General features: G+C 61.8%; 24 protein-coding genes and 1 pseudogene. 15 read left to right on the top strand and 10 right to left on the bottom strand.

Going from position 1 to position 23,373, the window contains the following annotated elements:
- Nucleotides 1-8 precede the first annotated feature (8 nt).
- Both ACR9Y2_RS28190 and ACR9Y2_RS28185 read right to left on the bottom strand, forming a co-directional pair.
- Nucleotides 9-887: a CPBP family intramembrane glutamic endopeptidase gene (locus tag ACR9Y2_RS28190; protein WP_435045211.1), complete on the bottom strand. Its 879-nt coding sequence runs from the start codon at nucleotides 885-887 to the stop codon at nucleotides 9-11.
- Nucleotides 888-1,262: 375 nt separating this feature from the next.
- Nucleotides 1,263-2,273 carry a hypothetical protein gene (locus ACR9Y2_RS28185; RefSeq protein WP_435045210.1) on the bottom strand — a complete coding sequence of 337 codons (1,011 nt, stop codon included), beginning with the start codon at nucleotides 2,271-2,273 and terminating at the stop codon, nucleotides 1,263-1,265.
- A gap of 250 nt (nucleotides 2,274-2,523) precedes the next feature.
- Here ACR9Y2_RS28185 and ACR9Y2_RS28180 point away from each other — a divergent pair, with 250 nt between their 5' ends.
- Nucleotides 2,524-3,063, top strand: coding sequence for a DUF664 domain-containing protein (locus ACR9Y2_RS28180; RefSeq protein ID WP_435045209.1), 540 nt, complete (start codon nucleotides 2,524-2,526; stop codon nucleotides 3,061-3,063).
- A gap of 78 nt (nucleotides 3,064-3,141) precedes the next feature.
- On the opposite strand, the pseudogene ACR9Y2_RS28175 reads toward ACR9Y2_RS28180, so the two are convergent.
- Nucleotides 3,142-3,348 (bottom strand): annotated as a pseudogene (locus ACR9Y2_RS28175) (alpha/beta fold hydrolase); the annotation flags it as partial.
- 497 nt (nucleotides 3,349-3,845) lie between these two features.
- On the opposite strand from ACR9Y2_RS28175, the gene ACR9Y2_RS28170 reads away from it, so the two are divergent.
- Nucleotides 3,846-4,355: a DUF4256 domain-containing protein gene (locus ACR9Y2_RS28170; RefSeq protein ID WP_435046338.1), complete on the top strand. Its 510-nt coding sequence runs from the start codon at nucleotides 3,846-3,848 to the stop codon at nucleotides 4,353-4,355.
- 44 nt (nucleotides 4,356-4,399) lie between these two features.
- On the opposite strand, the gene ACR9Y2_RS28165 is transcribed toward ACR9Y2_RS28170, so the two are convergent.
- Nucleotides 4,400-5,356: a hypothetical protein gene (locus tag ACR9Y2_RS28165; RefSeq protein ID WP_435045208.1), complete on the bottom strand. Its 957-nt coding sequence runs from the start codon at nucleotides 5,354-5,356 to the stop codon at nucleotides 4,400-4,402.
- Between the two features lie 141 nt (nucleotides 5,357-5,497).
- Nucleotides 5,498-6,256, bottom strand: a complete 759-nt coding sequence (locus tag ACR9Y2_RS28160; protein ID WP_435045207.1) for a methyltransferase family protein — start codon at nucleotides 6,254-6,256, stop codon at nucleotides 5,498-5,500.
- A gap of 108 nt (nucleotides 6,257-6,364) precedes the next feature.
- Here ACR9Y2_RS28160 and ACR9Y2_RS28155 point away from each other — a divergent pair, with 108 nt between their 5' ends.
- A complete protein-coding gene (locus ACR9Y2_RS28155; protein ID WP_435045206.1) occupies nucleotides 6,365-6,883 on the top strand; it encodes a carboxymuconolactone decarboxylase family protein in 519 nt (172 codons plus the stop codon).
- An 80-nt stretch (nucleotides 6,884-6,963) separates the two neighbouring features.
- Nucleotides 6,964-7,536 carry an RNA polymerase sigma factor gene (locus ACR9Y2_RS28150; RefSeq protein WP_435045205.1) on the top strand — a complete coding sequence of 191 codons (573 nt, stop codon included), beginning with the start codon at nucleotides 6,964-6,966 and terminating at the stop codon, nucleotides 7,534-7,536.
- 126 nt (nucleotides 7,537-7,662) lie between these two features.
- On the opposite strand, the gene ACR9Y2_RS28145 is transcribed toward ACR9Y2_RS28150, so the two are convergent.
- A complete protein-coding gene (locus ACR9Y2_RS28145) occupies nucleotides 7,663-9,723 on the bottom strand; it encodes an alkaline phosphatase D family protein (protein WP_435045204.1) in 2,061 nt (686 codons plus the stop codon).
- Nucleotides 9,724-10,141: 418 nt separating this feature from the next.
- Here ACR9Y2_RS28145 and ACR9Y2_RS28140 point away from each other — a divergent pair, with 418 nt between their 5' ends.
- Nucleotides 10,142-11,425 (top strand): ankyrin repeat domain-containing protein, encoded by a 1,284-nt coding sequence (locus ACR9Y2_RS28140; protein ID WP_435045203.1) that lies wholly within the window; start codon nucleotides 10,142-10,144, stop codon nucleotides 11,423-11,425.
- Nucleotides 11,426-11,604: 179 nt separating this feature from the next.
- Nucleotides 11,605-12,189: a DUF4256 domain-containing protein gene (locus ACR9Y2_RS28135; protein WP_435045202.1), complete on the top strand. Its 585-nt coding sequence runs from the start codon at nucleotides 11,605-11,607 to the stop codon at nucleotides 12,187-12,189.
- A gap of 223 nt (nucleotides 12,190-12,412) precedes the next feature.
- Here the strand turns inward: ACR9Y2_RS28135 and ACR9Y2_RS28130 are convergent, their stop codons facing one another.
- A complete protein-coding gene (locus ACR9Y2_RS28130; protein WP_435045201.1) occupies nucleotides 12,413-12,901 on the bottom strand; it encodes a methyltransferase family protein in 489 nt (162 codons plus the stop codon).
- A 195-nt stretch (nucleotides 12,902-13,096) separates the two neighbouring features.
- Between ACR9Y2_RS28130 and ACR9Y2_RS28125 the strand changes: the two genes are divergently transcribed.
- Nucleotides 13,097-13,276 carry a hypothetical protein gene (locus ACR9Y2_RS28125; RefSeq protein WP_435045200.1) on the top strand — a complete coding sequence of 60 codons (180 nt, stop codon included), beginning with the start codon at nucleotides 13,097-13,099 and terminating at the stop codon, nucleotides 13,274-13,276.
- Nucleotides 13,277-13,559: 283 nt separating this feature from the next.
- Here the strand turns inward: ACR9Y2_RS28125 and ACR9Y2_RS28120 are convergent, their stop codons facing one another.
- A complete protein-coding gene (locus tag ACR9Y2_RS28120; protein WP_435045199.1) occupies nucleotides 13,560-14,228 on the bottom strand; it encodes a hypothetical protein in 669 nt (222 codons plus the stop codon).
- Between the two features lie 123 nt (nucleotides 14,229-14,351).
- On the opposite strand from ACR9Y2_RS28120, the gene ACR9Y2_RS28115 reads away from it, so the two are divergent.
- Nucleotides 14,352-14,912 carry an HXXEE domain-containing protein gene (locus ACR9Y2_RS28115; RefSeq protein WP_435045198.1) on the top strand — a complete coding sequence of 187 codons (561 nt, stop codon included), beginning with the start codon at nucleotides 14,352-14,354 and terminating at the stop codon, nucleotides 14,910-14,912.
- 303 nt (nucleotides 14,913-15,215) lie between these two features.
- Nucleotides 15,216-15,620 carry a hypothetical protein gene (locus ACR9Y2_RS28110; protein ID WP_435045197.1) on the top strand — a complete coding sequence of 135 codons (405 nt, stop codon included), beginning with the start codon at nucleotides 15,216-15,218 and terminating at the stop codon, nucleotides 15,618-15,620.
- A gap of 293 nt (nucleotides 15,621-15,913) precedes the next feature.
- Here the strand turns inward: ACR9Y2_RS28110 and ACR9Y2_RS28105 are convergent, their stop codons facing one another.
- Entirely contained in the window at nucleotides 15,914-16,993 is a 1,080-nt protein-coding gene (locus ACR9Y2_RS28105; RefSeq protein ID WP_435045196.1) for an MBL fold metallo-hydrolase, read from the bottom strand.
- A 349-nt stretch (nucleotides 16,994-17,342) separates the two neighbouring features.
- Here ACR9Y2_RS28105 and ACR9Y2_RS28100 point away from each other — a divergent pair, with 349 nt between their 5' ends.
- The 5 genes from ACR9Y2_RS28100 to ACR9Y2_RS28080 all read left to right on the top strand — a co-directional run bounded on the left by ACR9Y2_RS28100 (nucleotide 17,343) and on the right by ACR9Y2_RS28080 (nucleotide 20,654).
- The gene (locus ACR9Y2_RS28100) at nucleotides 17,343-17,738 is read left to right on the top strand and encodes a MarR family winged helix-turn-helix transcriptional regulator (protein WP_435046337.1); all 396 of its coding nucleotides are present in this window, start codon (nucleotides 17,343-17,345) and stop codon (nucleotides 17,736-17,738) included.
- A 55-nt stretch (nucleotides 17,739-17,793) separates the two neighbouring features.
- A complete protein-coding gene (locus ACR9Y2_RS28095) occupies nucleotides 17,794-18,375 on the top strand; it encodes a cysteine hydrolase family protein (protein ID WP_435045195.1) in 582 nt (193 codons plus the stop codon).
- Entirely contained in the window at nucleotides 18,372-18,734 is a 363-nt protein-coding gene (locus tag ACR9Y2_RS28090; RefSeq protein ID WP_435045194.1) for a hypothetical protein, read from the top strand. Before ACR9Y2_RS28095 ends, ACR9Y2_RS28090 begins: the two co-directional genes overlap by 4 nt.
- Entirely contained in the window at nucleotides 18,710-19,939 is a 1,230-nt protein-coding gene (locus tag ACR9Y2_RS28085; RefSeq protein ID WP_435045193.1) for an MFS transporter, read from the top strand. Before ACR9Y2_RS28090 ends, ACR9Y2_RS28085 begins: the two co-directional genes overlap by 25 nt.
- 247 nt (nucleotides 19,940-20,186) lie before the next feature.
- Nucleotides 20,187-20,654 (top strand): lipocalin-like domain-containing protein, encoded by a 468-nt coding sequence (locus ACR9Y2_RS28080; protein WP_435045192.1) that lies wholly within the window; start codon nucleotides 20,187-20,189, stop codon nucleotides 20,652-20,654.
- 78 nt (nucleotides 20,655-20,732) lie between these two features.
- Here ACR9Y2_RS28080 and ACR9Y2_RS28075 read toward each other — a convergent pair whose 3' ends face one another.
- A complete protein-coding gene (locus ACR9Y2_RS28075) occupies nucleotides 20,733-21,671 on the bottom strand; it encodes a LysR substrate-binding domain-containing protein (protein ID WP_435045191.1) in 939 nt (312 codons plus the stop codon).
- Between the two features lie 602 nt (nucleotides 21,672-22,273).
- Here ACR9Y2_RS28075 and ACR9Y2_RS28070 point away from each other — a divergent pair.
- Nucleotides 22,274-23,365, top strand: a complete 1,092-nt coding sequence (locus tag ACR9Y2_RS28070; protein ID WP_435045190.1) for a DUF4932 domain-containing protein — start codon at nucleotides 22,274-22,276, stop codon at nucleotides 23,363-23,365.
- Nucleotides 23,366-23,373 lie beyond the last annotated feature (8 nt).

The following is a 23,373-nucleotide window of genomic DNA, read 5'->3' as shown; positions in this document are numbered from 1 at the left end:
GCCGGAGCTCACCCCCTGGCAGCAGCCAACTGAGGTTGGGCAACTTCCGCCCGGCGCCGCCAGAAATACACAGCCAGCAGGGCGACAGCCAGGGTGAAGCCAATACCGAACTCCCCCAGGATGTACTTCGCACGGCCTGTGTACTCTGTCATCGGATCGAAGAAATGCTGAATGAAGTGGTTGCTCGAGGCGTGCAGAATTACCGCGGTCCATAAGCTGCCCGATTTCAGGCGCAGCCACGTCAACACGAAGCAAAGGCCGATCATGTTGGCGAAAACAACGGCCAAGCCATACCCGCCCGTCCCCGCGTTGTAGCCGGCGAAGACAATGATCGGCACATGCCATGCGGCCCAGATGAACCCGGAGAGAACAGCGGTGGCCGTGAAGGAATAACGCTGAGCCAGTGCGGGCACGAGAAATCCACGCCAACCGATTTCTTCTCCCAAAGTGGTGGCGCAATTCTCAATGACGCCGATAGTGGCCACCATAAGAAAGTGGAGGGTGATACCGAACCCGCGGGAGATTGGGCCGAGGCCGAAAAAGGCCGTATACGCATCGGCACTCTGTTGTGGGTTCACCGCAGCGATGCCAGTCCACCAGGCTGTCGCGTACGTAACCGTAGCATAGGCGAGCGGAATGAGATAGCTCAACACCTGATAGCGGGTCTCGCCCCACTGCCAACCCAGGCTGGCGAGAGGGCGGCCGAGAACCCTGCACGTAAGGAATGCCCCCACCGCCGGGCACCACATCAACGCCTGGGTGTAGGCCCCGCCCGCCGCCTTTGTTCCTGCTGATCTAATGATCAGGAAATAGAAAAGGCAGCTGGCTGTCCAGGTGAAGAGCAGGTAAAACGGAATCGCGCGTCGGTCGGCAGCCGGGATCATCATGACAGAGTACACCATCCGGTCCGGACCGCCGGCAGATCGGGAAGAAACCGCGGAAGCGTACTATGACTCCGGGGTAAGCGATATCCCAACCCCCGGCCACCCCAGCAACGACCGGCCTCGCGTGGCCGGTGCATCATCCAGGCAGACTCGGCCGACACGAAACCACGCGTCAGGACTGACCACGGAACCAACGCTTTCGATCGCACGTAGGAGTTGGACCGACCCAACAAGGAAGACTAACCCAACACAGCCAACTTCCCGCCGAACCCACGCTGCGTCAGCCTGCCCCATGAAGCGGGCCGCTTGCCCTGGAAGCCGGCCGCCGCCTCAACCTCATCCAGAACGCCCCTCGGCCCTGGATCCATGGGTGGTCCATCAATAAACCAGATTCGCTCCGAAATTGGGCATCTGTCCTGAATCCATCAGGGCGGCCCAGGTCTTCAGCCGCCCTCGATCCAACCGCCAGAAGAGACTGCACTCGTCGAAGAACTGCCGCACGGGCTCTTTGTACCCGGCCTCAATCAGTTCCTTGGCGAGCGACATATTCGGCCCGAACGAGTTCAGTTGGGGTGACCCTGGAGTCTTCCCAGCCGCGAGCAGATACTCCCCCGCCTGAACCTGATCGCCACCCCGGAGGGCAAGCTGGCCCAGCACCGTATTCCCGTAGAACACCAGGTTGCCCCGATACCCGTGCCTCGTGATCCTGGCCTTGTCGAGCATTTCGCGCGCATAGGCCCTGGCTTCGTCAGGCGCTTGCGCATCCAGCGCCAGCCGGGCTGCCGTGGGCAGCAGTGCGTCCCGAACAACGCCGTTCAAGGCGGCCATGTCTTGCCCGATCAGGTGGAATGCCTCAACAGCGCTGAGCAGTGGACCAACGTTGAATCTCGTCCTAACGACGAGCGTACGAGCACGATACTCGTGCCATCTTCCAGCAGCCGGCTCCAGGGTGATCGCCCGGTCAACAGCCCGGACGGCGAGCGTGCGGTCCGCATGGATGCTGCTCAGAGCCCGGGGACCCGCGACGAGGGAGCCCTCCACCTCAAACGACGCATTCCACAGTGCGTAGCCGCCCTCCCCACAAACGCCGGCCAAACCTGATTCAGCAAGCTGCTGCCGCGCATGCGCCGCAAACGTGCTGGCGGCCTTTGCGGGATCAATGCCGGTGACTCGATCCCACTCGCCCAACTCCGTGACGCCGAGGACGGAGTAAGCGTAGTTCTTCCCCAACAGCGTCCGAGAGGCAACGTCGGAGGGATTCGCCGCCACCTGGGCTTCCAGTTGGATCACCTGTTCCTCACTCAGCACAGGCGTGATGGTATTTGTGGCCGGCGGGGTTTGCGCAGACGCGCTCGCAGCCAGCAAGGCCAAAATGAGAGTACGATTCACGCGACCTCCAAGCTGAGCGGCTGACTCCGCTCCGGACGCTGCACAATCGAGCAATCCTGTAACCACTAGACGGCGGCGGGGGCCAGTGCGTGGAGAGGAACGTGATGCGCCCTTGGCAGTTCTCGCCTCCTGAAAGCGAGGATTATCAGAAACGATCTCCACAGGAAGGTCCGATTTCCGGCAATCCGCGTGCTCGTAAAAGCCCGCTGTGTGTTAATTCACTGGCAAAACCGGGTTTGTATACTTGGACGTGGGAATTCACTTGGCCAGCCGCCCTGCAAGGTTGCCGCTTCGCATCGAGCCAATCCCCGGTTTCGCACCAACGATTGGCCGTTTGGTTTGCATCCTCACGCATTCGCGGCAAGCGCTAATGACAGCAGTCGACGGCCTCACTTGCGCTCAGTTGGATCATCTTCACGATGAAGCGAGTAACTCGATCGGCGCCCTGTTAGCGCATGCGGCCGCCGTGGAATGGTGGCATCAAGTGCTCACTTTCGGGGAGCACGTGCCGTCGGCGATCGAGGAGGCGCCTTGGTTGGCGGCGCTCGATTTGGGAGCGCAAGCTCGAGAGCAGATTCGAAACCGGGAACCTGAATCCTATCTGGAGGCGCTCGACCGGACTCGCGAAACAACTTTGTCCACCCTGGGTAAGCTGGATGACGCCTGGCTCGAAAAGCCGCTCGTAGCAATGCCGGAGAGAAATGCACACTGGGCCTGGTTCCATGTGGCAGAAGATGAAATCAGCCACGCAGGCCAGATCCGATGGCTCCGTGCCCGCCTTCCTCGATGAACTGGGCCGGGCAACTCCCAATCTGGCATTGGGTGCTTCGATTCCGCCGTCGCTCCAGCCTACGACGTTGACCGCGCCGAGCTTCAGATGGTCCAGCAGGGCGGCCTGATCCTCGGTCATCTTCTCATAGGTAATCTTTGCGGCGCTGTCGCCGGACCGGCCCTGGTCTCGGCTGTCCATGGCGATCACCTGGTAGCTCTTGCGGAAGTATGTGATCTGGGCCGCGAGATCGCGGCTGCTGCCACCGTTCCCATGGATCAGCAGCAGTGGCTCGCCGCCACGCACATGATCCCATTTGATGACCCCGATCGCTTCAACTCCGTCGTGGCGGCGTTCCTGCAGAAACCATTCGTGAAGGTCGATCGCCTCGGCGACACGATCAAATCCCTGGAGAAATTGCGGTCATCCACAGCGAAGTAGGCCGTCTCGCCTGCCATAATCAAACAGACTCGAGCACGGCCCCGCTGAAGCTGGGGAGCATACGCGGAAAACGCCGTTGTGTGGAGCGGAGCCTCTCAAGTCCTGGGCCGCCGGGCCTCGGTGACTCAACCGTCCAGCCGCACCCTCGTTGAGTCAACTTCCCGTCTCCGCGTCAACCGCCCCGATCAATCGGCATGCGTCATCCAAACAGCGTGAGATACTCTCATGAATGCGGCATGCGGGGGGCGGATGCACCTTCCCCGCCCGGAGTCACGGCCTTTCATCGAACGCAGGGGAGATCGACGATTGGAGGCAACAACGGCAGGGTGCTGTCGCCAGAACAGCGGGCGCAGCTCCTCGGGATGCTGAAATCCCGCTTCAAGAACAACAGCAGGCGTCACGAAGGTCTTGCCTGGGATCAGGTACAAACGAAGCTGGAAGCCAACCCGGAAAAGCTCTGGTCCCTGAACGAAATGGAGCGAACCGGCGGTGAACCGGACGTTGTGAGCCACGAAACAACGGGCGCCTTCATCTTCTACGACTGTTCGGCCGAAAGCCCCAACGGCCGCAGAAGCCTCTGCTATGACCGCGAAGCGCAGGAGTCCGGAAAAGAGCACAAGCCGGAAGGCAGTGCGCTCGAATGGGCAGCAGCCATGGGTATCGAGATCCTCACGGAGGATCAGTATCGGGACTTACAGAGACTTGGCGCCTTCGACACGAAGACCTCCAGTTGGATCGCGACCCCCGCGAAGATCAGAAAACTGGGCGGCGCCCTCTTCTGCGATCGCCGTTACGACACGGTCTTCGTCTATCACAACGGCGCGGAATCCTACTACGCGGCCAGGGGCTTCCGCGGCTCGCTCCGGGTCTAGCGCTACGCCCGCGAACCCCGTGCACGGACTGCCGCAAAGCGGCGCTATCGCGAGGACCCAGCGTTCTCGCACCAGCGGAGCACACGCAGTGCCCGCAGCGTAATCCACCGGCTGGGCCGCCCGTCGCCATCCTCCAGCGCAAAGTGGACCTTGCCGGGATGTGTATTCTCCAGCAACCACACTCCGCCGGCCTGCTGTTTGGATCGAAGCAACCCGATCGCTTCCTCTATGCGCGGGTCGGGCGGAGCCCCAACCGTCCGGAAGTACTCGATGGCGCGCAGGACATCATAGTGCCAGCGGGTCGGAAACGAGAATTGCAGCCAGGCTGGATCAACAACCCCGCCGGTACTCTTCCGTCGGAACAGTCTCCGCTCCAGCAGGTATTCCTCACCCCGCCGCCGGGCCGCCATCGATTCCGCCGTGCCGCCCGTTGCGCGCTCATGCGCCCAGAGTCCTTCCAGCACATTGATTGTGGTCGCGAACGACGACCGGACGGAACCGTTCTCCGCTTCGCAGTTCCACCCGCCGTCCTCCAATTGCTCCTCAAGCAGGCGCGCCACCACGCCGCTTACATCCTGGTGGAAGTAGAGGCCCAAGGTGACCGTCCTGCCATTGATGCACGGCTCCACCTCTCCGCTGAAGAAGCGCTGCCCGGCATGCTCCCAACGGCAGTTCTCTCTGACGAGTTCTACGGCTTGACGGACCTTGTCACAGCACGGATCAATTCCAAAATCATGGAGTAGCTGAAGTGTGGGCAGCGTGGAGGTCCAGGGCTGGCCCTCATTCTCGGCCCGCCAATGAAAACTCTGCGCCGGAAAACAGGCGCCTCCGGCCCACTGGCCATCCTCGCCCTGCAGCGCCAGCAGCCTGGCGCCCCATCCTTCATGAGCCACTCGCGCGCGCTCTGCCGCGACGGCCTCCTCAGGTGCGCCGGCCAGCTCCCGCATCACCTGCCAACGAATCGCGGGGTCCGATTCCAGCAGCCAGTCGAGGACGTTCATGCGGCTCAGTGTAGCAAGCCTGTTTTGGACCGTTCAGGATGCCGCCTGACCTCTGGTTTCGACGCGTCACCTGAACGAAATGGCCCGTGCGCACACTCGACGTTGGAACATCGGCTCTGCCTGTGGCCAAATCCCGAATCATCAATGGACGACGGCGCTTTGCGGCCTGGCCGGAACCCGCCATGGCATCAGCATCGGAACCTCCGCCTGGTAGCGCCGGTAGGCGTCGCCATACTGGGCGACCAGGTCTCGCTCCTCCCATCGTGTACCGAGAACGATCCAGATACTGAATAATGCGTTCAACAGCACACGGTCCTCTGAAAGCACCGGCGAGGCCCAGAGCATCACCAGGACCAGGAAATAGAACGGATGACGAACCCACCGGTAGGGGCCGCTCACGGCCAGCGGAACAGGGGCGTGGCTGCGATGGCGGAAGCGTGCCAGCACGTCGGCGGTACCGAACGCATCAAACCCCTCGATCGAAACGAACGCCCACACGAAGCTGAGGAGCGCCAGTAGTGAGATGGCCCGGACAAGCAGGCTCAGGGGACCTTCGAGGGTCAACGGCGTCGCGTCCACCGGTTGCCACAGCACGCACAACAGCACCAGCGCGAAGGCCGAAGCGAAGGTATACAAAGCCCGGCTCAGCCAGCTTGGGATCCACTGCTCAGCCCATTCGCGAAACGAACGGCGCACCATCCCGCTGTGCTGCAGGAAGAAGAGGAGGCAGAGCGCCGCGTCGAAAAGCGCCGCCGCCAACGAGCTGAATCCGAATAGGAAGAGGCTCAGGCCCATACTGCCAAGGAACTGGCCGAAGACGAGAAACGAACCCACCCCGGTCAGCACGGTCAGGCCCAGGAACGCGTAAACCAGAATCATGGAAAGCGTGTTATTTCGCATGGTTGCTACCTCGCTCGTGAAGACGGGAATCATGCCGGAATCGATACACTGGGCCGGCCGGTGTATCTTTTCCCAACCGCCTTCCGTCTTCACGGCAGGAGTCAAACAGTGTCAATCGAACCAGTCATCGATCCCAAGCTCAAAGTATTGATCGCGCTCGGGGCCTCAGTCGCCGCCGGGTGCCAGCCCTGCACGGAATTTCAGGTCAGAGCCGCGCGTGAGGCCGGCGCCTGTGGACAAGGCATCCACTTTGCCGTGGAGGCGGCCCTCGCCGTGAGGCTGGCGGCCACCCGCGGCATCGATCGCTGGAGTGAACGCTGCCAGGGCGCCCGGCCGGAACTGGATGCTGCCTTCCGGGCCAATAAGCAGCTATTGGCGGAACTGATAGCAGTCGCGTCGGCCATCTGCGTTCAATCCGTCCCGGACCTGGTTTTGCACATGGCCGAGGCCGGTCGCCTGGGGGCCACACCGGAGATGTTGCGGGCCACCGTGGGCATCGCCCGATCCGTCCACAACGCAGCCATTGAGCAGATCGAAGCCGTGCTGGCGGGCGATAACGCCGTCTTCACGTCCGCACCGAATGGCGAGACGCCCTGTGGACCCGCCCAGGGGTGCGGCTGTCGATGACGGCCGCCGAAGCCGGCCCTTGCGTCCTCGCCGCGGAGGCGGGAAAATCGCCTCAGGGCATCGTCAGGGAGGGGGGAATCATGTCCTCCATCGACAAGGAAGCACACGGCGTTGATTTCAATGCGGTGTACTCCGCTTTCTATCCGAGAATTCTCCGGTACCTCGCTCGGCTGGTGGGTCCAGACGACGCCGAGGACGTCTCGCAGGAAGTTTTCATCAAGGTCAGCCGCGCCCTTGGCGACTATCGCGGCGAAGGACTCTCTTCGTGGGTCTATCGCATCGCCACCAATGCCGCCATGGACAGAAGGCGAGGCGCCGGCCCCATCGCGATTCCGGCGGAAGAGGAGGCCCTCGCGCCCGACTCCGCCGAGACCGCGGAACAGCGCCTGATCCGAGGCGAAATGAGCGAGTGCGTTCGCGGCCTCATCGATGAACTGCCGGACACCTATCGGGCTGTCCTGATCCTGAGCGAGATCGAAGGGCTGGCCGATGCCGAGATCGGGAGCGTTGTCGGAGCATCGCTGGAGACGGTCAAGATCCGGCTGCACCGCGCCCGGCGCCGGCTCCGCGAGGCACTCGTCGACCGCTGCAACCTGTATCACGACGGCGACCACCGGCTGCTCTGCGACCAGAAGGCCCAGGCTGGGCATTGAAGCCCGAACGGCGAAAGCGGCCTAATTCAGCAGCGAGGTCCGCGCGGCTTCTGTTCCCCGTCCGGACAACAAGCGCGGTCCCCACCGCCAGCACAGCGGCGGACGCAATCATCGCCCCAAGCCCTCTCAAATCGAAAGGCCGGGATCGCCCTCAATCACTTGCTGGCGCAACAAAGGCCGCTCGCCCGGTTTCCAGAGCGATGCCGTGTGGACGACCCGGTAGCGAAGCGGACCGCCATCGGCACGATCGCTGCGCGTGATCGGGCGTGGAATGCACACGAACTCGGTCCGCATTTCATCGCCGGTGAGCCGCACCGTCGCATAGCCATGACCACCCATATCCACGAATTGAAGGTGCGGGGACAGTTTCGGATTGGAAACGGCGTGAGCGCGCTTCAGGTCGAAACTCCTCGCGTATTCGAGGCACGAGCGGACCCCGTGCTTGAGGAGCATGTTGTAGGTCCATTCGGGCTTACCCCCTGGCCGGTCGGCCAGGAACAGCGAACGCAGCGGATGATCCTTCGGAAGCCTGTGCTCAAAAGACTCCATCGCCCCAGGGCTGGCCAGCGAGGCGCCGACAAAACTGAGCCCTACCGGCTCAAACTGGGCCGGTGGCAGTCGGGAGGCGGCATAGCCAGCCCAGAAACTGTGACGGTCGCCCGACACGATCGCAAACCCGGTGATCTTCGAATCGCGGACGAGGTCATAGATCTCGCCACGCTCGTGGTAGGCGCTGCCATAATCGCCGCTGCCGATCTGCGCAAAGGTGTCGGCCGGCCACTTCTGCCTGGTCAGGCCATCGGGTAGGTTCTGCGGGTCGGCCCGCAAATCGAGTGCGCCCAGCGAATTGCCCCAGATCTTCCAGGTTGCCGCGGACCGCCGCAGCTGGTCCAGGAACCATCTCTTCTGCCGGGTCCCGAGCAGCGTGCGCGGTGCTGAATCCTTTCGGGGATTGGGGATGCTGATCTCGCCAAAGCTGAGTTCGGCGGGCGGTTTGCCGCCGTTGCAGGTGCGGCCGGCATCCAGCGCGATCATCGCCGGCTCAGAGAACATCCCGTTAAAAGCCGGATCGTAAATCTTGCCGACGCCCTCCGCATCGGTCGGGTCGTCGCCGCAGAAGCTGTGCTGGTCGGTGAGAATGAGATCGAGGTGCCGGCCGTAGCGCAAAGACCGATAGGCGATCAGGCTATGGATGGCCTTCAGATTATTGGGTTCGATCCCGAGGCCACTCTCGTCCCACTCTTCAATCGCAACATTCTTCACCGCCAGCGCGCCGAACGTGTCCAGCGATCCGCTCGGTGCCTTCACGCGTGCGGGCATGTATTCGAACCACGCCTGGTTGGCTGCGACCTTCACAGTCTGGCCCGGCTGCGGAGCGCCCCCCGCCTGGACGATGCTCTGCCGGCCCTGCCAGGAGAATTCGTGATTGTCCCAGATGGCGACGAACGGCCAACGCGCTCTCGCGTCCTGCAGGTCGGGATCCGCAAGGTAGCCCTTATAGACGGCGCGATAGCCGTCGACCGTTAGCGGGTAATGGAATTTGCCGGTTTGGCCGCCATCGGGAATCCGGCAGACTTCGTAGATCGTGCGGTCATACCGCGTCTTCACCTCGTCGGGATATTCGACAACCTCATAAATGAAATCGCCGAGGTGGAGAACGAAACCCAGTTGATCGGCGGGCGCCGCGCGCTCATCCTCAAAAATCATCCGGCGATAGCCGTTGAGCTTGCCTTCATTCACGCTCTGGCAACTGACAAATGCGAAATGGACGGGCCGTGGATCGTTCGCCAGAGGCGCGGTGATCGTCCGGCCAACGCGGCTACCGTTCCCCTCCTCATCGGTGAATCGGTACCAGTAGACGCGCGAAGGCTTGAGATGACCGACCAGCACGCGCGTCGTCCAATCCGATTCCGCTGACACCGGCGCTGGCGCCGTGGCGACGACCCGCCGGAACGCATCATCCTCGGCCACCTCCACCGTCAGCACACGTCGCCCGCCCGGCTCGAACGGCCGCCGCGTCCAGAGGATCACGCTGCTCACATCGGGATCGCCGGACGCGACGCCCTCCGGATAAAGGTCGCGACGCTCATGCCAAGCGGTGGTGGACGCTCGAGCCGCTCCGCCCCACGCCAGCGAGGCGCCCAGCCCCGCTGCCAATTGAACAAATTCGCGTCGATTGAGCGTCATCGTGTCTCCCCTTCCCAATCTCTCCGCAGGCCAGGCAACGTGATCGGGTATGAACTTCGATGAATAGACGTGGTCGTACCCCGGCTGGTAGCAAAATGAGTGCGCGATGCCCGCCGAAACGCAGACGCGACCTGACCCGCGCGCCAATCTCTTCCGGAAGCCTCTTCACTGCATGGGTAAAAGCCGTTGAGACACGACCGGAGAGCCGCCGGTGATTGGCCTCACGAACCCAGGACCCGCCCGGAGAGGTCGTGTCGCGCGAGTTCTTTGGCTTGTGCTAATCTCGACTCCGGGCGCACAGGGCGCCTCTTTCCGCGGATAGGACTGAGTCCACCTGCAGCGTTTTTCGTTATCAGGTTCTCGCGAACCTCCTTTTACCCGATGCAAGCGGACCGGGCCATTTAGAGGAGGCCACGCTATGTCTATCCGTTCGTTGCCAGTTCGTCCCGATCTGGACCAACTCAAGCATCAAGCCAAAGAACTCCTGGCCGCTATTCACTCGGGCGATTCCGATGCTCTGGCGGAACTCCGGGAACATCACCCTGAGCCAACGATGGACCCGCCCAGTATCAAGCTGGCCGGTGCGCAGTTGGTACTCGCACGCATGTATCAGGCGAATAGCTGGGCGCGGCTTATCCAAGCCGTGAATCTCGCCAATGCCATCTGGAGTGACGACCTGCGCGAGGTTCTCGAGTTGGTGAACCGGAACCGGAACTTGTTGTATGAAGCGACGCTCATACGCAGTGACAGCAATTGGGGTCCGCCCATGACCTATGCGGCCAACCTTGGGCGAGATCGCCTCGTCCAGGCGCTCCATGAGGCCGGCGCCACCGACCACCGCTCTGCGTGGGGTCGTGCGGTGCTGCAAGGCAAAATCGAAACCGCAAAACTTCTCGTCTTGCTGCTCGGCAAACCTGCGATGCCCGACGATGGCCTGGGCGGGCCCGCGTACACGCTCAGCGTCGAAGGGACGTTGTATGCACTCGGCGTCGGCGCGCGCGTTTACGACGACAATGGCAAGCTCCTCGCGCCAGTCGATGTAGTGCTCGAGACCGACGGTAGAAATCCAGCAGCGAAGCACAGGATTCTCGAGCTCTACGAGCAGCACGGCGTGGTATATCCCGACACGCCGGTGATGGCCTTGCACCGCGGAAGAATCGATCTGCTCGCCGAACACCTGCGCCGTGATCCGGCACTTCTTGGTCGCACATTCAGCCATCGCGAGATCTATCCCAGCGAGATGGGCTGTCTCGATCCAATCAATGCGACAGTGGGCACCCCTCTCGGCGGAACGACACTCCTCCACATGTGCGTGGACTACGACGAGATGGAGATGGCGCTCTGGCTCCTCGATCACGGAATGGACGCAAACGCGCGTTCAGCCGTTGGCGCTGCCGGGTTCGGCGGCTACACCGCGCTCTTTGCAACAGTGGTGTCCCAGCCCAATTTCTGGATGAACTACAGGAACCGCGGGCCGTACATCGCGCCGTTCACCGAACTGCTCTTGGAGCGCGGTGCTGACCCAAATATACGGGCGTCCCTCTGGAAACAACTTCATCCCGGCCACGCCAAGCACGCTGACGGCGCGCGCCATGAGTACCGCGATGTGACAGCCTTGTCGTGGGGGAGGCGATTTCATGCGCCGATCTTCGTGAGCGAGCCAGCACTGCGTCTGATAGAAGCGGCCGGGGGCGCCGAGTAGAAGCGACACCGGCCACCCAGCCCACCCCGGCCGAGCCGACTGCCCGTTTGCCCGTCCAATAGACATGCGCCATCCTGGCATCGTGCGATACTCTCTCATGCATGCCACGGGCGAGGGGGCGGCTACACCTTCTCCGCCCGGATTCACGGCCTTTCGTGGAGCCGAAGGGAGCTGGAGCGATGAAAGCAAAACCGCAGGGAAACACCAACGACAAGCGGCTGTCGCCAGAGCAGCGGGAACATCTCCTCGGAGTATGGAAGTCCCGTTTCGAGAAAAACAGGAATCGTCACGACGGGCTTGCCTGGGATCTTGTACGAACCAGGCTGGAAACCAACCCTGAGAAGCTCTGGTCCCTGGGCGAAATGGAGCGAACCGGTGGTGAACCGGACGTGATCGGGCGCGACAAATCGACGGGCGAGTTCATCTTCTGCGATTGTTCGGCAGAAAGTCCCAATGGCCGGAGAAGCCTCTGCTACGACCGCGAAGCACTGGAGTCGAGAAAGCAGCATAAGCCGGAGAACAGTGCGCTGGACATGGCGGCCGCCATCGGCATCGAGATCCTCACCGAAGACCAGTATCGCGACCTACAGAAACTTGGGGTGTTCGACACGAAGACCTCGAGCTGGATCAGCACGCCTCCGCCAATCAGAAGCCTCGGCGGCGCCCTCTTTTGTGATCACCGTTACGACACGGTGTTCGTCTATCACAACGGCGCGGAGTCTTACTATGCCGCCAGGGGCTTCCGCGGCTCGCTCCGGGTATAGCCGTCCGTGGGGGGAGAGCCCGCAAGCCCCGCGCGGCTTTGAAGCCGCACCGGGACGAAACCGCTGGTGGCTTGGTTCAAACTCGGCATTCTGCGGCATGGAGCCTCCGAGAATTGAGCTGGAACCGAGACCCCGTGCTTGTCGCGATACGACCCGCCCGGACCACTTACCCCGTCACGACTCCACACGCGAAGCTCTCTCGCTTCCCTGTTCTGATACCCCTTCACCATAGGAACGGAACAAATCGTCGCGTGCGTTCCAGGTACGCCGCATAGCCTGCTCCGAAATGCTGGAGATTCTCCCGTTCCTCGGCAAATGCGGTCGCAATGAGAAAACCGCTCGCCCCGAGTGCCAGCACAACGCTACCCATCGATAGAGGATTCTTCAGGTATGCGCACCAGACAAGCGCCAACAACGACGTATACATGGGGTGGCGTATGAAGCGATACGCACCAACGGTCACCAGCGTGGATGTGTTCTCAAAAGGGAGATTGGTGCTGCGGACACCCGTGCGCACCGGTTTACCAATCAACCGGAGGAGCCGGAATCCCTCAATCGCCAGTCCGATAGAGGCAACGCCGAGGGACCACGACACCAACTGGCGAGCTGAGAGCGCATCGCGAAACCACATCGGCACGTTCAGGAGGATCAGAGCCGACAGGAGTTCAAACGCGAAATAGCGATAGAAGCCGTGAGAACGGGGATCCCGCATCGACCTCCACGACAGCTGAAGGATGCCGAGGGACGCAACACAAAAAACCCCGACCCGGACCATCGTCTTCGCCTGACTACGGACCTCAATGCGACAAGGCAAATATGGCACTTCTCCCTGGCCGGGTCAATCCACAACAGCAACGCCAGCCTGCGTGCGATCACCACCCCGGGAGGCAGTTTTGGGGGATTCGTTGTGAGTGACCGCGTGGCGCTTACCGTCACCACCGGTTGGACCGCCGGCAGACCGGAAGCCTCTCCTTCGGGTTCGCACCCGCGCCAGCCTGTCACGTCCAACCTCGAGTGTCCCCTCGCAGCCGCGAGGTTGTCCATGGACCTCCGTCGTGTCACCGGCATCGCCGGCTTGGCGAAGTAAGTCCAGTACAAAGACCCGTATCGCATGTGCTTCGTCCGCGGGTACGGAGGGCTTCTCAGCGAACTCGCCCGGGAACTCAGCTGAGTGCAATTCGAAGCCATCGGAGAGACCGCCCCGCTTTACTACTGGGTGGTTCAACAGCAATCCGGTTGCGCCGGATCAGTCCGCAAAACTCAGTGCCCGTGGCGATGCGAATTGGGGTGCCCAATACCACTCATGGGTGACGGCTCCGGAGCACAGCCTGCGGCCTTCCCTCTCCAATGCTCAACCCACACCATGGGAATCAGAACCCAAACTGCCGGACGACCATCTCCACCGCCGCCTCTTCAGGAAACCCCATACCCATCGAAATCGCGGACAACCCCAACCGCGCAACCTCCCCAGCCAGCCGCTCCGTGAACATCTCATCGCGCGCCAGCAGGTTCTCCAATGCCCGTTTCGGATCACTGGCCTGGGCCAGAAACCCGGCGCTCGCTCCGCCCCGCCGTTCCATCGTGGCCCGTCGAAACTCCGGCGAAGGCAGCAGCCACACCGCGTGACGGGAATCGAAGAGAATCGGCCGGACGAGCTGCGGCAACACCCGGAAGCCCTCCACCAGGACCCGCCGCTCGGCCGGGATCCGCAGCAAATCCTCGACAATCAGGGGGAAGCCTTCGCCCTGAAACCAGTGGAAGGTTGCCAGCATCACATCCGGCGAACGCAGGACCCAGCGCTCGTCCAGACTCGTAGCCAGGAACTGGTGCAGTAGCGGGCAGTCTCCAGCCGTGCTTCGCCGCGAGTGCTCCGCCATCACGTCATCCGTGGAGTAGAGAACGAGGTCCCACCGCTCAGCCAGGCGGCGGGCAATCGTCGACTTCCCCGCGCAGCTCCCGCCCCCTATCCAATAAACGTTGCGCAACCGGCGACGCAGGATTTCGGCGGACGCGGACCCCGAATATTCTTCGAATGGCATCGTAACGGGCAGCGGCAATGCTCATCATAACCGGGCGGCGAATCGGGCATCTCCGGGTACCAATCCTCCAAGACCGCCGAACGCGAGCCACATCAGCGGCATGGGCGTTTGCGTCCGAGTGGCGTGGAGGCGAAGACCTTGCGGCCGCATTGGATCCGCATCGCGGTTGACTCGCGAGCAAAGCCCAAGGACAATCCGAACGTGAGCTTCACAAATCTGCGATGGCTTTTCCCGGTCGTGATCATTCTTCACAATGTGGAAGAGGCCATATGGCTTCCAGGGTGGGCGAGGCGATCCGGTTTCTGGTGCACCCCCGTTTCGACAGGTGTTTTCTGTTTTGCCGTAGCTGTCCTAACTGTCTTGGCTTTAGCCGTCACATGGCTGAGTGCCAGGTCGGGAGGTCAGACACTATGGACGTACCTGACGTTTGGATATATGGTCGCGATGTTAGCCAACGCAGTATATCCGCACGTCGTCATATCGATTGCAGCACGTAGCTACATGCCGGGGACCGCAACAGCTGTGGCCCTGAACCTGCCGGCCCTATCTTTCCTGATGGCATCAGCTCTCGCGGAGCGGCAAGTTACGGGCTGGAAGGCCGTAGCATATGGCGCGGGAGTACCCGGTCTGCTGCTCCTCTCCCTCCCGGCACTGTTCAAGTTTGGAAGGGCCCTGAATCTCTGAATGAGAGGCGGAGCGTGTGGTCAATGACCGCCAAGCGATCGACGACGGCTTATTCAGATCCAGAAGGCCGTGTCGTCCCCTATACGCCGAAGTGCCCGTCCGGATCAGTCTCCCAAGTCGCCATCCCACAGGCGAACTTTCGCTCTGCAGGAACGGACACCGCCGCACTGAATCGTGGCATTCTATCGAAGATCGCTACAACCTGGAGTTTCCGTGCCCACAGCAATGTGGAGGCGTGCCAAACCCCGGCGTTCACGGCGGTGTCACGAAAGGGAGGTTCGGATGGGATACGGAGTCGGAGTCTTGCTGTCGCTCGCCGTGGCGGGCTTTGGGCGATTGGCTGGATTTGACCGCGATCGGGCGTTCTACGCGACCGTGCTGATCGTCGTCGCCTCGTACTATGTTCTGTTTGCCGTGATGGCCGGCGGAGGGCAGGTTCTCGTCGCCGAGTTGGTCGGGCTGGGCGTGTTCGGCGCCGCTGCCGTGCTCGGGTTCAGGCTGAATCCGTGGATCGTCGCGGCCGGGCTCGCCGGACACGGGGTTTTCGACTCCTTCCATGGCAGGGTCATCACCAATTCCGGCATGCCTGAGTGGTGGCCGGCCTTTTGCGGGTCGTACGACGTTTGTGCCGGCGCAATCCTCGCGTGGCTGCTGTGGCGCGAACGGAAAGGCGCACGGCGCGATCAAACCGTGGCTAACGCCGCCTGAGCGACGGAGCACGCCCCGATGTAGCCAATCCTCGTAAGCGTGAACCGGCAGGCAATGTGCGGGATGGCGCCTGCCTAACGAACTGCTGCGAACTGCCCGTCAGGATCAGTCCCAATAAGCCGGCATCACAACTGGAACGAGACTGGCGGGGCACGGTTGAGTGCAGGGCTCGATGCGCGTCCACTCCTGGTCCGGCGAGCCTTGCTGTAACGGCACTTCCGGCCCGTGTTGCTCTCATCCGAGCTTCACAAAGAACCTCGTCCGTCCCAGGTACGTCAAGCCGCGGCGCCCGCTCATGGCGCCGCGGTCCAAAGCGCTTCGATGTTGTGCTCGTGGATGTGGGGCACCTGCAGGCCCACGTCCGCCAACCCGGCGAGTTCCGGGCACAGTCGAGATCTTGTCAACGTCTGTTTGGCTTCCTGCAGCGTCTGCCCCGCTGCCTTGGCGCGGCGCACTTCGCTCCACAACTTGTCCATATAGGCGACCTGAGGTGCAACCTGCGCTTTGGTCATCACGTCCCAGCCATGACACGAGATGAACTTCGTCTGCTCATCAGCCTGCGCCAGCACTTCATTGAGCACGGCGATCCAGTGATTCACCATGCGCCCCGTCATCTCCTCCTTGGGGCCGTAGGGGTTCTTGAATACGGGCAGATGCTCGCCGTAGAGGATGGCACCCAGGCGGACGATATGCTCTTCGGGGATGCTGATGATGGTATCCGCGACGGAGTGCCAGTGCCCGAACGAGAACAGGTGCACCGACACATCGCCCAGGCTCAGAACCATCCCGCGGTCGAACACAATGGATGGTGGGATGTAATCGATGCCGGCGGCATAGTCCGCTTGCACGATTTTCCAGAACTTCTCGCCCAGCACAACCTGCGGTGTTCCCTTCAACCCGGGGTCCTTGAGTACCTCTTTGCTGATTGCGGCGATGCTCTGCTCGGGAAGCGAAAGCCTGTCCGCAATGGTCGAGGGGTCGGCCTTCATTCCAAGAATGGCTTTCACCACCAAATCGCTCCCGACGATTGTGGCATCCGAGTAGGCGCTGTTACCAAGGATGTGGTCCGTGTGTTCGTGGGTGTTGATCAGGTAGGCGAGGTCGCGGCGTTGGAACTCCGCCTGGATCGCCTGACGAACGGCTTGCGCGACAGTTTTCGAGAAGGCCGAGTCAATGACGACCATCCCTTTCTGGGTGGCGATCGCCACGTATGAGTTATTCCACGGGCCGGTCTCCACCACGGCGACACGGGTGCTGAGTCGGCGCACCTTGATCCCGAGGTCGGGGGCCCCCTTGGATTCAGCACGGGCGGAGATAGCCGTCAGGATAAATACGGCGGGCATGAGCAGTGAACAACAGCGGCGCATGGGCATAGTCTTTCCAATGACAATCTCTACGTATTATCAGGCGGCGCCGTTCCGTGCAATAGATATACAGATCTAAATAACTTCTACCAATGCACAGCAACCATGAAGGGCTTCGCTCGGCAGTACCCTGAAGTCTGCTGGTAGCCGTCAATCGCAGGCACTCGGCCGTATCTCGGAACCCCGTCGGCAGACTTCCACCTCAGCCCGGCCCGCCACCGAACAGCTCCAGCCGGCAGATGAACAACCATGTATACAGGCAAACTTTACAGCTTACCTGTATATGTGACATACTGTACTAGTGAGCAATCGAAGATCATCCAGTCCGCCCGCACTCGCTTCGACCCTCGCCGCGGAAATCCGCACAGTGGGCGGCAAACTCAGGCGGCGGCTACGCGAGCATGGGGCACACCACGATCTGCCACCATCCCAGGTCTCGGTTCTTCTCCGACTGGAGAAAGATGGCTCAGCCACGGTTTCTCATCTGGCGCGAGCCGAAGGCATGCGCCCACAATCCATGAGCGCTGTCGTTGCACCGTTGCAGCAGGCAGGCTTGGTCAAAGGTGCTCCAGACCCGAACGACGGGCGGCAAACTCTGATGTCCCTGACGCCCAAATGCCTGAAGATGCTCCAGGAAGGCAGGGCCGCAAAACAGGACTGGCTCACCGCGCGGGTCTCACAACAACTCTCGATTCAGGAGCAGCAGCACCTGCAGGCGGCACTCCCCCTGCTACTGCGTCTTGTTGAAGATTGAACCCAGTCTGCCCTGCTTCTTACTCACCGGAGTCTGTGTCCGAGGAGAACATCCCATGCCGCTGACTACGCTGGACCCCAACACCGCCTTGCTCGTGATTGACCTCCAGAAAGGCCTCGTCAACGGCGATTTCATTCATCCCATAGCCGAGGTCATCCACCGCACCCGCGCCTTGATCGACGTCTTCCGTACGAGGCACCTTCCTGTCGTGCTGGTTAATGTGGCGGGACGGGCGCCGGGCCGCACCGAACAAGGCCCGCGCGGCGGTACATCGTTTTCCGAGAAATGGACAGAACTTCTGCCGCAGTTGGATCAGCAGCCGGACGATATAGCAGTCACGAAGCGCAGCTGGGGCGCCTTCGCAACAACAGATCTGGAACGCCGGCTCAAGGCACGGGGCGTTACCCAGGTTGTGGTGACGGGCATCGTGACCTCCGTCGGCGTGGAGGCAACCGCTCGCCAGGCCTATGAGCAGGGGTTCCACGTGACCCTGGCGCTCGACGCAATGACCGATCTCCGCGAGGAGGCGCACCAGTACTGCATCCGGAACGTCTTCCCACGTGTCGGTGAGACAGGCTCTTCACCGGAAATCATCTCGCTGCTGGAAGAGCCGGAAAGAGGAGTGTCCGCATCATGAATTGGCTGTGGCTTGTGTCGTATTTCTTTGGTGGCGTCTTTGCGGTAAACGCCGTCCCTCACTTTGTCGCGGGCACCATGGGACGCTCTTTTCAAAGTCCCTTTGCCCATCCGCTCGGCCAGGGGCTCTCCTCTGCGACGGTCAATGTTCTTTGGGGCTTCTTCAACACGGCGGTTGGCTATCTGCTCGTCGCACACGTCGGCGCTTTTCATCCGCGAGCGACAAGCCACATCCTTGCATTCGGCCTCGGCGCGCTCCTCACCGGCACATTTTCCGCACGCCACTTCGGCCAGTTCCATGGCGGCAACGCGCCGTCGAATTCAGAAAGGACACAGTGTCCGGCACCTTCCGCTCACTGAGAAGCTTCAACTTCCGCTTATGGACAGCAGGCAGCCTGGTCTCCAACGTCGGCACCTGGATGCAGCGCGTTTCCCAGGACTGGCTGGTGCTCACCCAACTCACCCATCGTGATGCCTCAGCGCTGGGCATTGTCATGGGCCTGCAGTTCGCGCCGCAGCTTCTGTTCCTCCCCTGGACGGGCCTGGCCGCGGACCGGCTCAATCAACGCAAGCTCCTGATGCTCACCCAGGCAACGATGGGCGTGCTTGCGCTCATCCTGGGCGTTCTCACCATCACCGGAGTCGTCCGGCTCTGGCAGGTCTATCTCTTCGCTTTCCTGTCCGGCTCCGCCGCAGCCCTGGATGCACCGGTAAGACAGACCTTCGTCGCGGAAATGGTCGGCGACGAGGACCTCTCCAATGCCGTGGCCTTGAACTCAACCTCGTTCAATGCAGCCCGGATGCTGGGTCCCGCCGTTGCAGGTTTTCTGATTCTGAAGGTCGGCATCGGCTGGGCTTTCATTTTCAATGGGCTCTCGTTCGCGGCAGTGCTGCTGTCAATGTCGCTCTTCCGGCTCTCGGAATTGCGTGCCAGCGTCAGGGCCAATCGCACGACCTCCGGATTCCTCGAGGGCATTCGCTACGTGTGGAGCAGACCGGACCTCAGGGTGATCCTCTGCATGCTGTTCCTGATCGGCACCTTTGGACTGAACTTCCCCATCTTCATCTCGACGATGGCCGTGAATGTCTTCCACTCCGACGCACGCGCGTTCGGCCTGCTCTCCTCCATCATGGCCGTCGGCTCGCTCTCCGGAGCGTTATTTGGCGCGGGCCGCAGGAAACCAGGCTGGGCGTCCCTGTCCCTCGGAGCCTTTGTCTTCGGACTGGGCTGCACTCTGGGCGCACTCGCGCCCGGCTACTGGTCGTTTGCGGCCGCTCTTGCGGTCAGCGGCGCCGCCGCCCTCACCTTGATCAACGGCACAAACAGCATCATGCAGCTCTCGACAGAACCCTCCATGCGGGGCAGGGTCATGGCCCTCCGGGTCGCCGTCGCATTGGGAGGAACAACCATCGGCGCGCCCATCGTCGGGTGGGTGGCCAACCACTTCGGCCCGCGCTGGTCGCTCGGCATTGGTGCTGCCTCCGGTTTCGCCGCCGCCCTGCTCGCCGTCTTTGCGTTGTTCATTCCAAATGCACCACCACCGGCGAAGGCATCCGCCCTGTGATGTCGGTGCGATGGCGTCCCCTCAGTCGACAGGAAGCTGAACCGTCCGCGCGGGCTCACTCCGGCGAAACTTGAGAAATCCTCAATCAACAGCTTGAAACAATCAAATTGTGCCTGAATCCGACCACCGTTATTCTGAGTTCGGCTAACTCATGTCCCTGCCCACACACCACCCTCTACCCCACATCAAAAGACCCTCTCGATCAACCTTCGGACTGCTCACACTTTGCTGTCTTTTCATGCACTCTATGGCCGCTCAGAACTCCACTCATCCACTCGCCGGCACATGGCAACTCCTGCGCGCGGAGGTCGCCGCGCCGGACGGCGCCATCTCGGCCGACCCCTCCTATGGAGCCTCAGCCAAGGGCCTCCTCATCGTCGATCAGGGCGGGCGCTACTCACTCCAGGTATTCCGCCCCGTCCGGCCTAAGTTCGCGGCGCGCGATAAAGCCAAAGGGAGTGCCGAGGAGTATCGGGACGCCGTTATCGGCGCCAGCACACACACCGGCACCATCGAATACGATGCCGCGGCCCACAAGCTCATCTTCCGCATCGATCTCGCCATGTTCCCCAATTGGGAGAACACCGAACAGGTCCGCGACTTCCAGCTCACCTCCGACGGAGTGCTCTCTTACACCGTTCCGCCACGTCCGGGCGGTGCCCGCGCAATCTCCGTTTGGAAGCGTATTTCGCCGCATGAGGCAGGGATACGTTGATCATGGTCATCCTCCGCAGTGCCGCGTTGCTGTGTTCGGCCGGCAGCATTCCTGCGGCTTCTGGAAAGGCCTCCCGCTCTACGAGTGAACACGGCTGCGCCCGCGCCGCCGTGTCTGGTGGACCACTAGGGCACTCCTCTTCCAGGTCAATCCGCTCACCGCTTCGGTGAATGTTTCGGACACGATCGCGGCCAAACGCTCCATCACCTCACTCGTACCCTGGGGCATCTGCAGCGTCACCGGAAATGGCTTCAGCTTCGGAAGCCCGAACAGTTGCGGGTCCGCTACCAGCTCCGGCGGCAGTGCCAGTTGTGTTCGCACGGTGAGACCAAGACCACCCTTTGCCGAGGCCCACAAGCCGGCCAGGCTCGGACTGGTGGCGGAGATTCTCCACTCGATTCCGGCGGCGTCCAGCTGCTTCACCGCCTCTTTGCGAAACGCGCATTGCGGACCCAGCAGGATCAGGGGCAACGGTCCGCCGCACGATTTCGGCGCATATTCACCACCCGCGATCCACACCAGGTCGAGACTGCCAATCAACTGCGCGGCCGGCCGCGATTCTTCGCCCAACACCAGCGCCAGATCGATCTTGCCGCTCTCCACCGCATCGGCCAATGCGCGGTTGCCTTCGATCCGGACCTCCAACACGACATTCGGGTAGAGCCGGGAGAACCGGCTCAGCACGGATGGCAGAACGGTCTCCGCAAAATCCTGCGAGAACCCGAGCCGCACCTGTTCCGTCAATTTCGCGCCGGCAATCGAGTCGAGCAGTTCATCGTTCAACGCCAGCATCCGCCGCCCGAAGCGCAAAGTCAGCTCCCCGGCTTCCGTCAACCTCAGGTGCCTTCCTGACTTCTGGAACAACGCCGCGCCGACATCGTCCTGCAGGCGCTTCATCTGCAAACTGATCGCGCTCGCACTCCGTCCCAGACGGTTCGCGGCGTGGCCATACCCGCCCAGATCGGTAGCCACGGCAAGGCTCCTGAGCGTGTCGAGATCGAGATTCTTGAAGCCCATGCTTTTACACTACTGCAGCATGGCTCCTGGTTTGACGCCAAAAGGTGAGCATTGCTCGCCAGTCCGAAGTGGAACGGCAACGCTGATCGATCATCCGCGGGATCTCCAACTGGCGACATCGGCGTCCAGCCAACTCCAAGCAGTGCGCATCTCATAGCAGTCTGTGGCGGAAGTCCCGCTAGCCGCGCGGCAAGGGCTTGCGAGCCCAGGGCGCGAAGAGCCGGCCGAACTAGTGCCGGCCACTCGGAGGCCGGCTCGACACTGCCATGGGCCGCAACCCCTTGTCGCCCTTTGGGTTCGCTCCGCCGCCGGCCTTCCTCCCAGAAAAAGGCGACTCTCTTCGGAGCGGCTTCGAAATTGCACTTGAGCTGCCATTCTGGTACCTGCGGCGGTGCGAACGCGGCTGCGCGACTTCCGCCACAGGCTGCTGGGAGAGGTCACATTCCAAACCTCCTGATCGTGCGTCCGCCAAGTGAGCGATTTGAACTCGCATACCTTCAACTCCCGGCGGAGGACTCCGGGGCTACCACCCCAGGACTTTGGATTATGATAATTAACACCCTTTGCTCTTATTTGAACCTTTAGGGAAGGAGACGCCTCCCATGCCGATCCACCAGATCAAAAGAGGTCCTTGGGCGCCGGTCTCGACGGTTCTTCTAGTCGGGATATTGGCTGTGTTGGTCAACCCCTGCAGTACTGCCCGCGGGCAGGGAGGGCCGGCCGTCTCGACACACACTGACGAGTTCCGGGAGGCGCCCGGATTTATCGTACTGGCCGACCGCCGGATGTTTGCCGTAATGGCGTTCCTGAACGCCGCCGGCTACGACGATGAACCCAACGCCCGCGAGATGCCAGCGTTGCGTGTAAAAGTCCGCCAGATGGTCGCCGCGAATCTAAAGCAGCACCCTCAGAAGCTCGCTTCGTGGCGGCAGCTATATTCGGGCTGGAAAAAGGCGCATATCATGCTGCCGCGCTATCAGGAGTATGCACTCAGCCTCACCCAGGACTACCCGTTCCAACCCGCGGACTCGATCCCCCTCAAACAGTTGCGCGAGTTTCACCGGGTTCTGAACGACTTCTGGCAGGCGGCGAGACTGGACGAAATCTGGCAGGCGATCAGGCCCGACTACCTGTCCGAACTGCGATCGTACTCGCTCGAGTCGCTTCAGTCCGGCGTGGATGCCGTCTGGGCATATTTGCACATGACTCGCTCGGACACGTTCACGTTCGTGATCGTTCCTAATCCGCTGTGCCAGAGCCGTTCCGCTCAGGCGATATCTCGGAGCGCGATGTATTACATCGTCGACGGCCCCCTGGTCGGGCGAGGCTTCAACAGCCACGAATATCTACACAGTATTGTCGACCCGATTGTGAAGGCCGGTTTAGCTCGGCAGAAACGCAAGCTCGACCAGTACTTCCGCGCAAGTAACGGAAAGACGATCTACTACGGAACCCTGCCGAATTTCACGGCCGAGTGCCTCATCCACGCGTTGACGCCGCGGTTGGCGTTACAACATAACAACAGCCCGGAACGGCAGGAAGCAGCCAAGCGCGAGATCGATGGCCTGATGAATGCCGGCTACCTGCTCGTGCGGTCGTTCTACGAGCGTCTTTCTGCGTTCGAATCGAGCCGGCTTCCCTTCGACCAGTTTGTTCCCCAGTTGCTCGATGAAATCCCCGCTTACCGCCCATGAAGCGGGTC

It is taken from the genome of Paludibaculum fermentans, from assembly GCF_051172195.1.
Taxonomy (GTDB): Bacteria; Acidobacteriota; Terriglobia; order Bryobacterales; family Bryobacteraceae; genus Paludibaculum; species Paludibaculum fermentans_A.
Note: the sequence above shows the minus strand (reverse complement) of the source record. Positions and strands in the feature narration are given on the sequence as shown.

Coding starts and splice junctions, on each gene's coding strand:
- ACR9Y2_RS28095 (WP_435045195.1), top strand. CDS start 17,794: ATGCCGCTGACTACGCTGGACCCCAACACCGCCTTGCTCGTGATTGAC.
- ACR9Y2_RS28145 (WP_435045204.1), bottom strand. CDS start 9,723: ATGACGCTCAATCGACGCGAATTTGTTCAATTGGCAGCGGGGCTGGGC.
- ACR9Y2_RS28135 (WP_435045202.1), top strand. CDS start 11,605: ATGAAAGCAAAACCGCAGGGAAACACCAACGACAAGCGGCTGTCGCCA.
- ACR9Y2_RS28075 (WP_435045191.1), bottom strand. CDS start 21,671: ATGGGCTTCAAGAATCTCGATCTCGACACGCTCAGGAGCCTTGCCGTG.
- ACR9Y2_RS28165 (WP_435045208.1), bottom strand. CDS start 5,356: ATGAACGTCCTCGACTGGCTGCTGGAATCGGACCCCGCGATTCGTTGG.
- ACR9Y2_RS28150 (WP_435045205.1), top strand. CDS start 6,964: ATGTCCTCCATCGACAAGGAAGCACACGGCGTTGATTTCAATGCGGTG.
- ACR9Y2_RS28130 (WP_435045201.1), bottom strand. CDS start 12,901: ATGCGGGATCCCCGTTCTCACGGCTTCTATCGCTATTTCGCGTTTGAA.
- ACR9Y2_RS28105 (WP_435045196.1), bottom strand. CDS start 16,993: ATGCCCATGCGCCGCTGTTGTTCACTGCTCATGCCCGCCGTATTTATC.
- ACR9Y2_RS28170 (WP_435046338.1), top strand. CDS start 3,846: ATGCTGAAATCCCGCTTCAAGAACAACAGCAGGCGTCACGAAGGTCTT.
- ACR9Y2_RS28160 (WP_435045207.1), bottom strand. CDS start 6,256: ATGCGAAATAACACGCTTTCCATGATTCTGGTTTACGCGTTCCTGGGC.
- ACR9Y2_RS28090 (WP_435045194.1), top strand. CDS start 18,372: ATGAATTGGCTGTGGCTTGTGTCGTATTTCTTTGGTGGCGTCTTTGCG.
- ACR9Y2_RS28070 (WP_435045190.1), top strand. CDS start 22,274: ATGCCGATCCACCAGATCAAAAGAGGTCCTTGGGCGCCGGTCTCGACG.
- ACR9Y2_RS28120 (WP_435045199.1), bottom strand. CDS start 14,228: ATGCCATTCGAAGAATATTCGGGGTCCGCGTCCGCCGAAATCCTGCGT.
- ACR9Y2_RS28080 (WP_435045192.1), top strand. CDS start 20,187: ATGGCCGCTCAGAACTCCACTCATCCACTCGCCGGCACATGGCAACTC.
- ACR9Y2_RS28190 (WP_435045211.1), bottom strand. CDS start 887: ATGATGATCCCGGCTGCCGACCGACGCGCGATTCCGTTTTACCTGCTC.
- ACR9Y2_RS28140 (WP_435045203.1), top strand. CDS start 10,142: ATGTCTATCCGTTCGTTGCCAGTTCGTCCCGATCTGGACCAACTCAAG.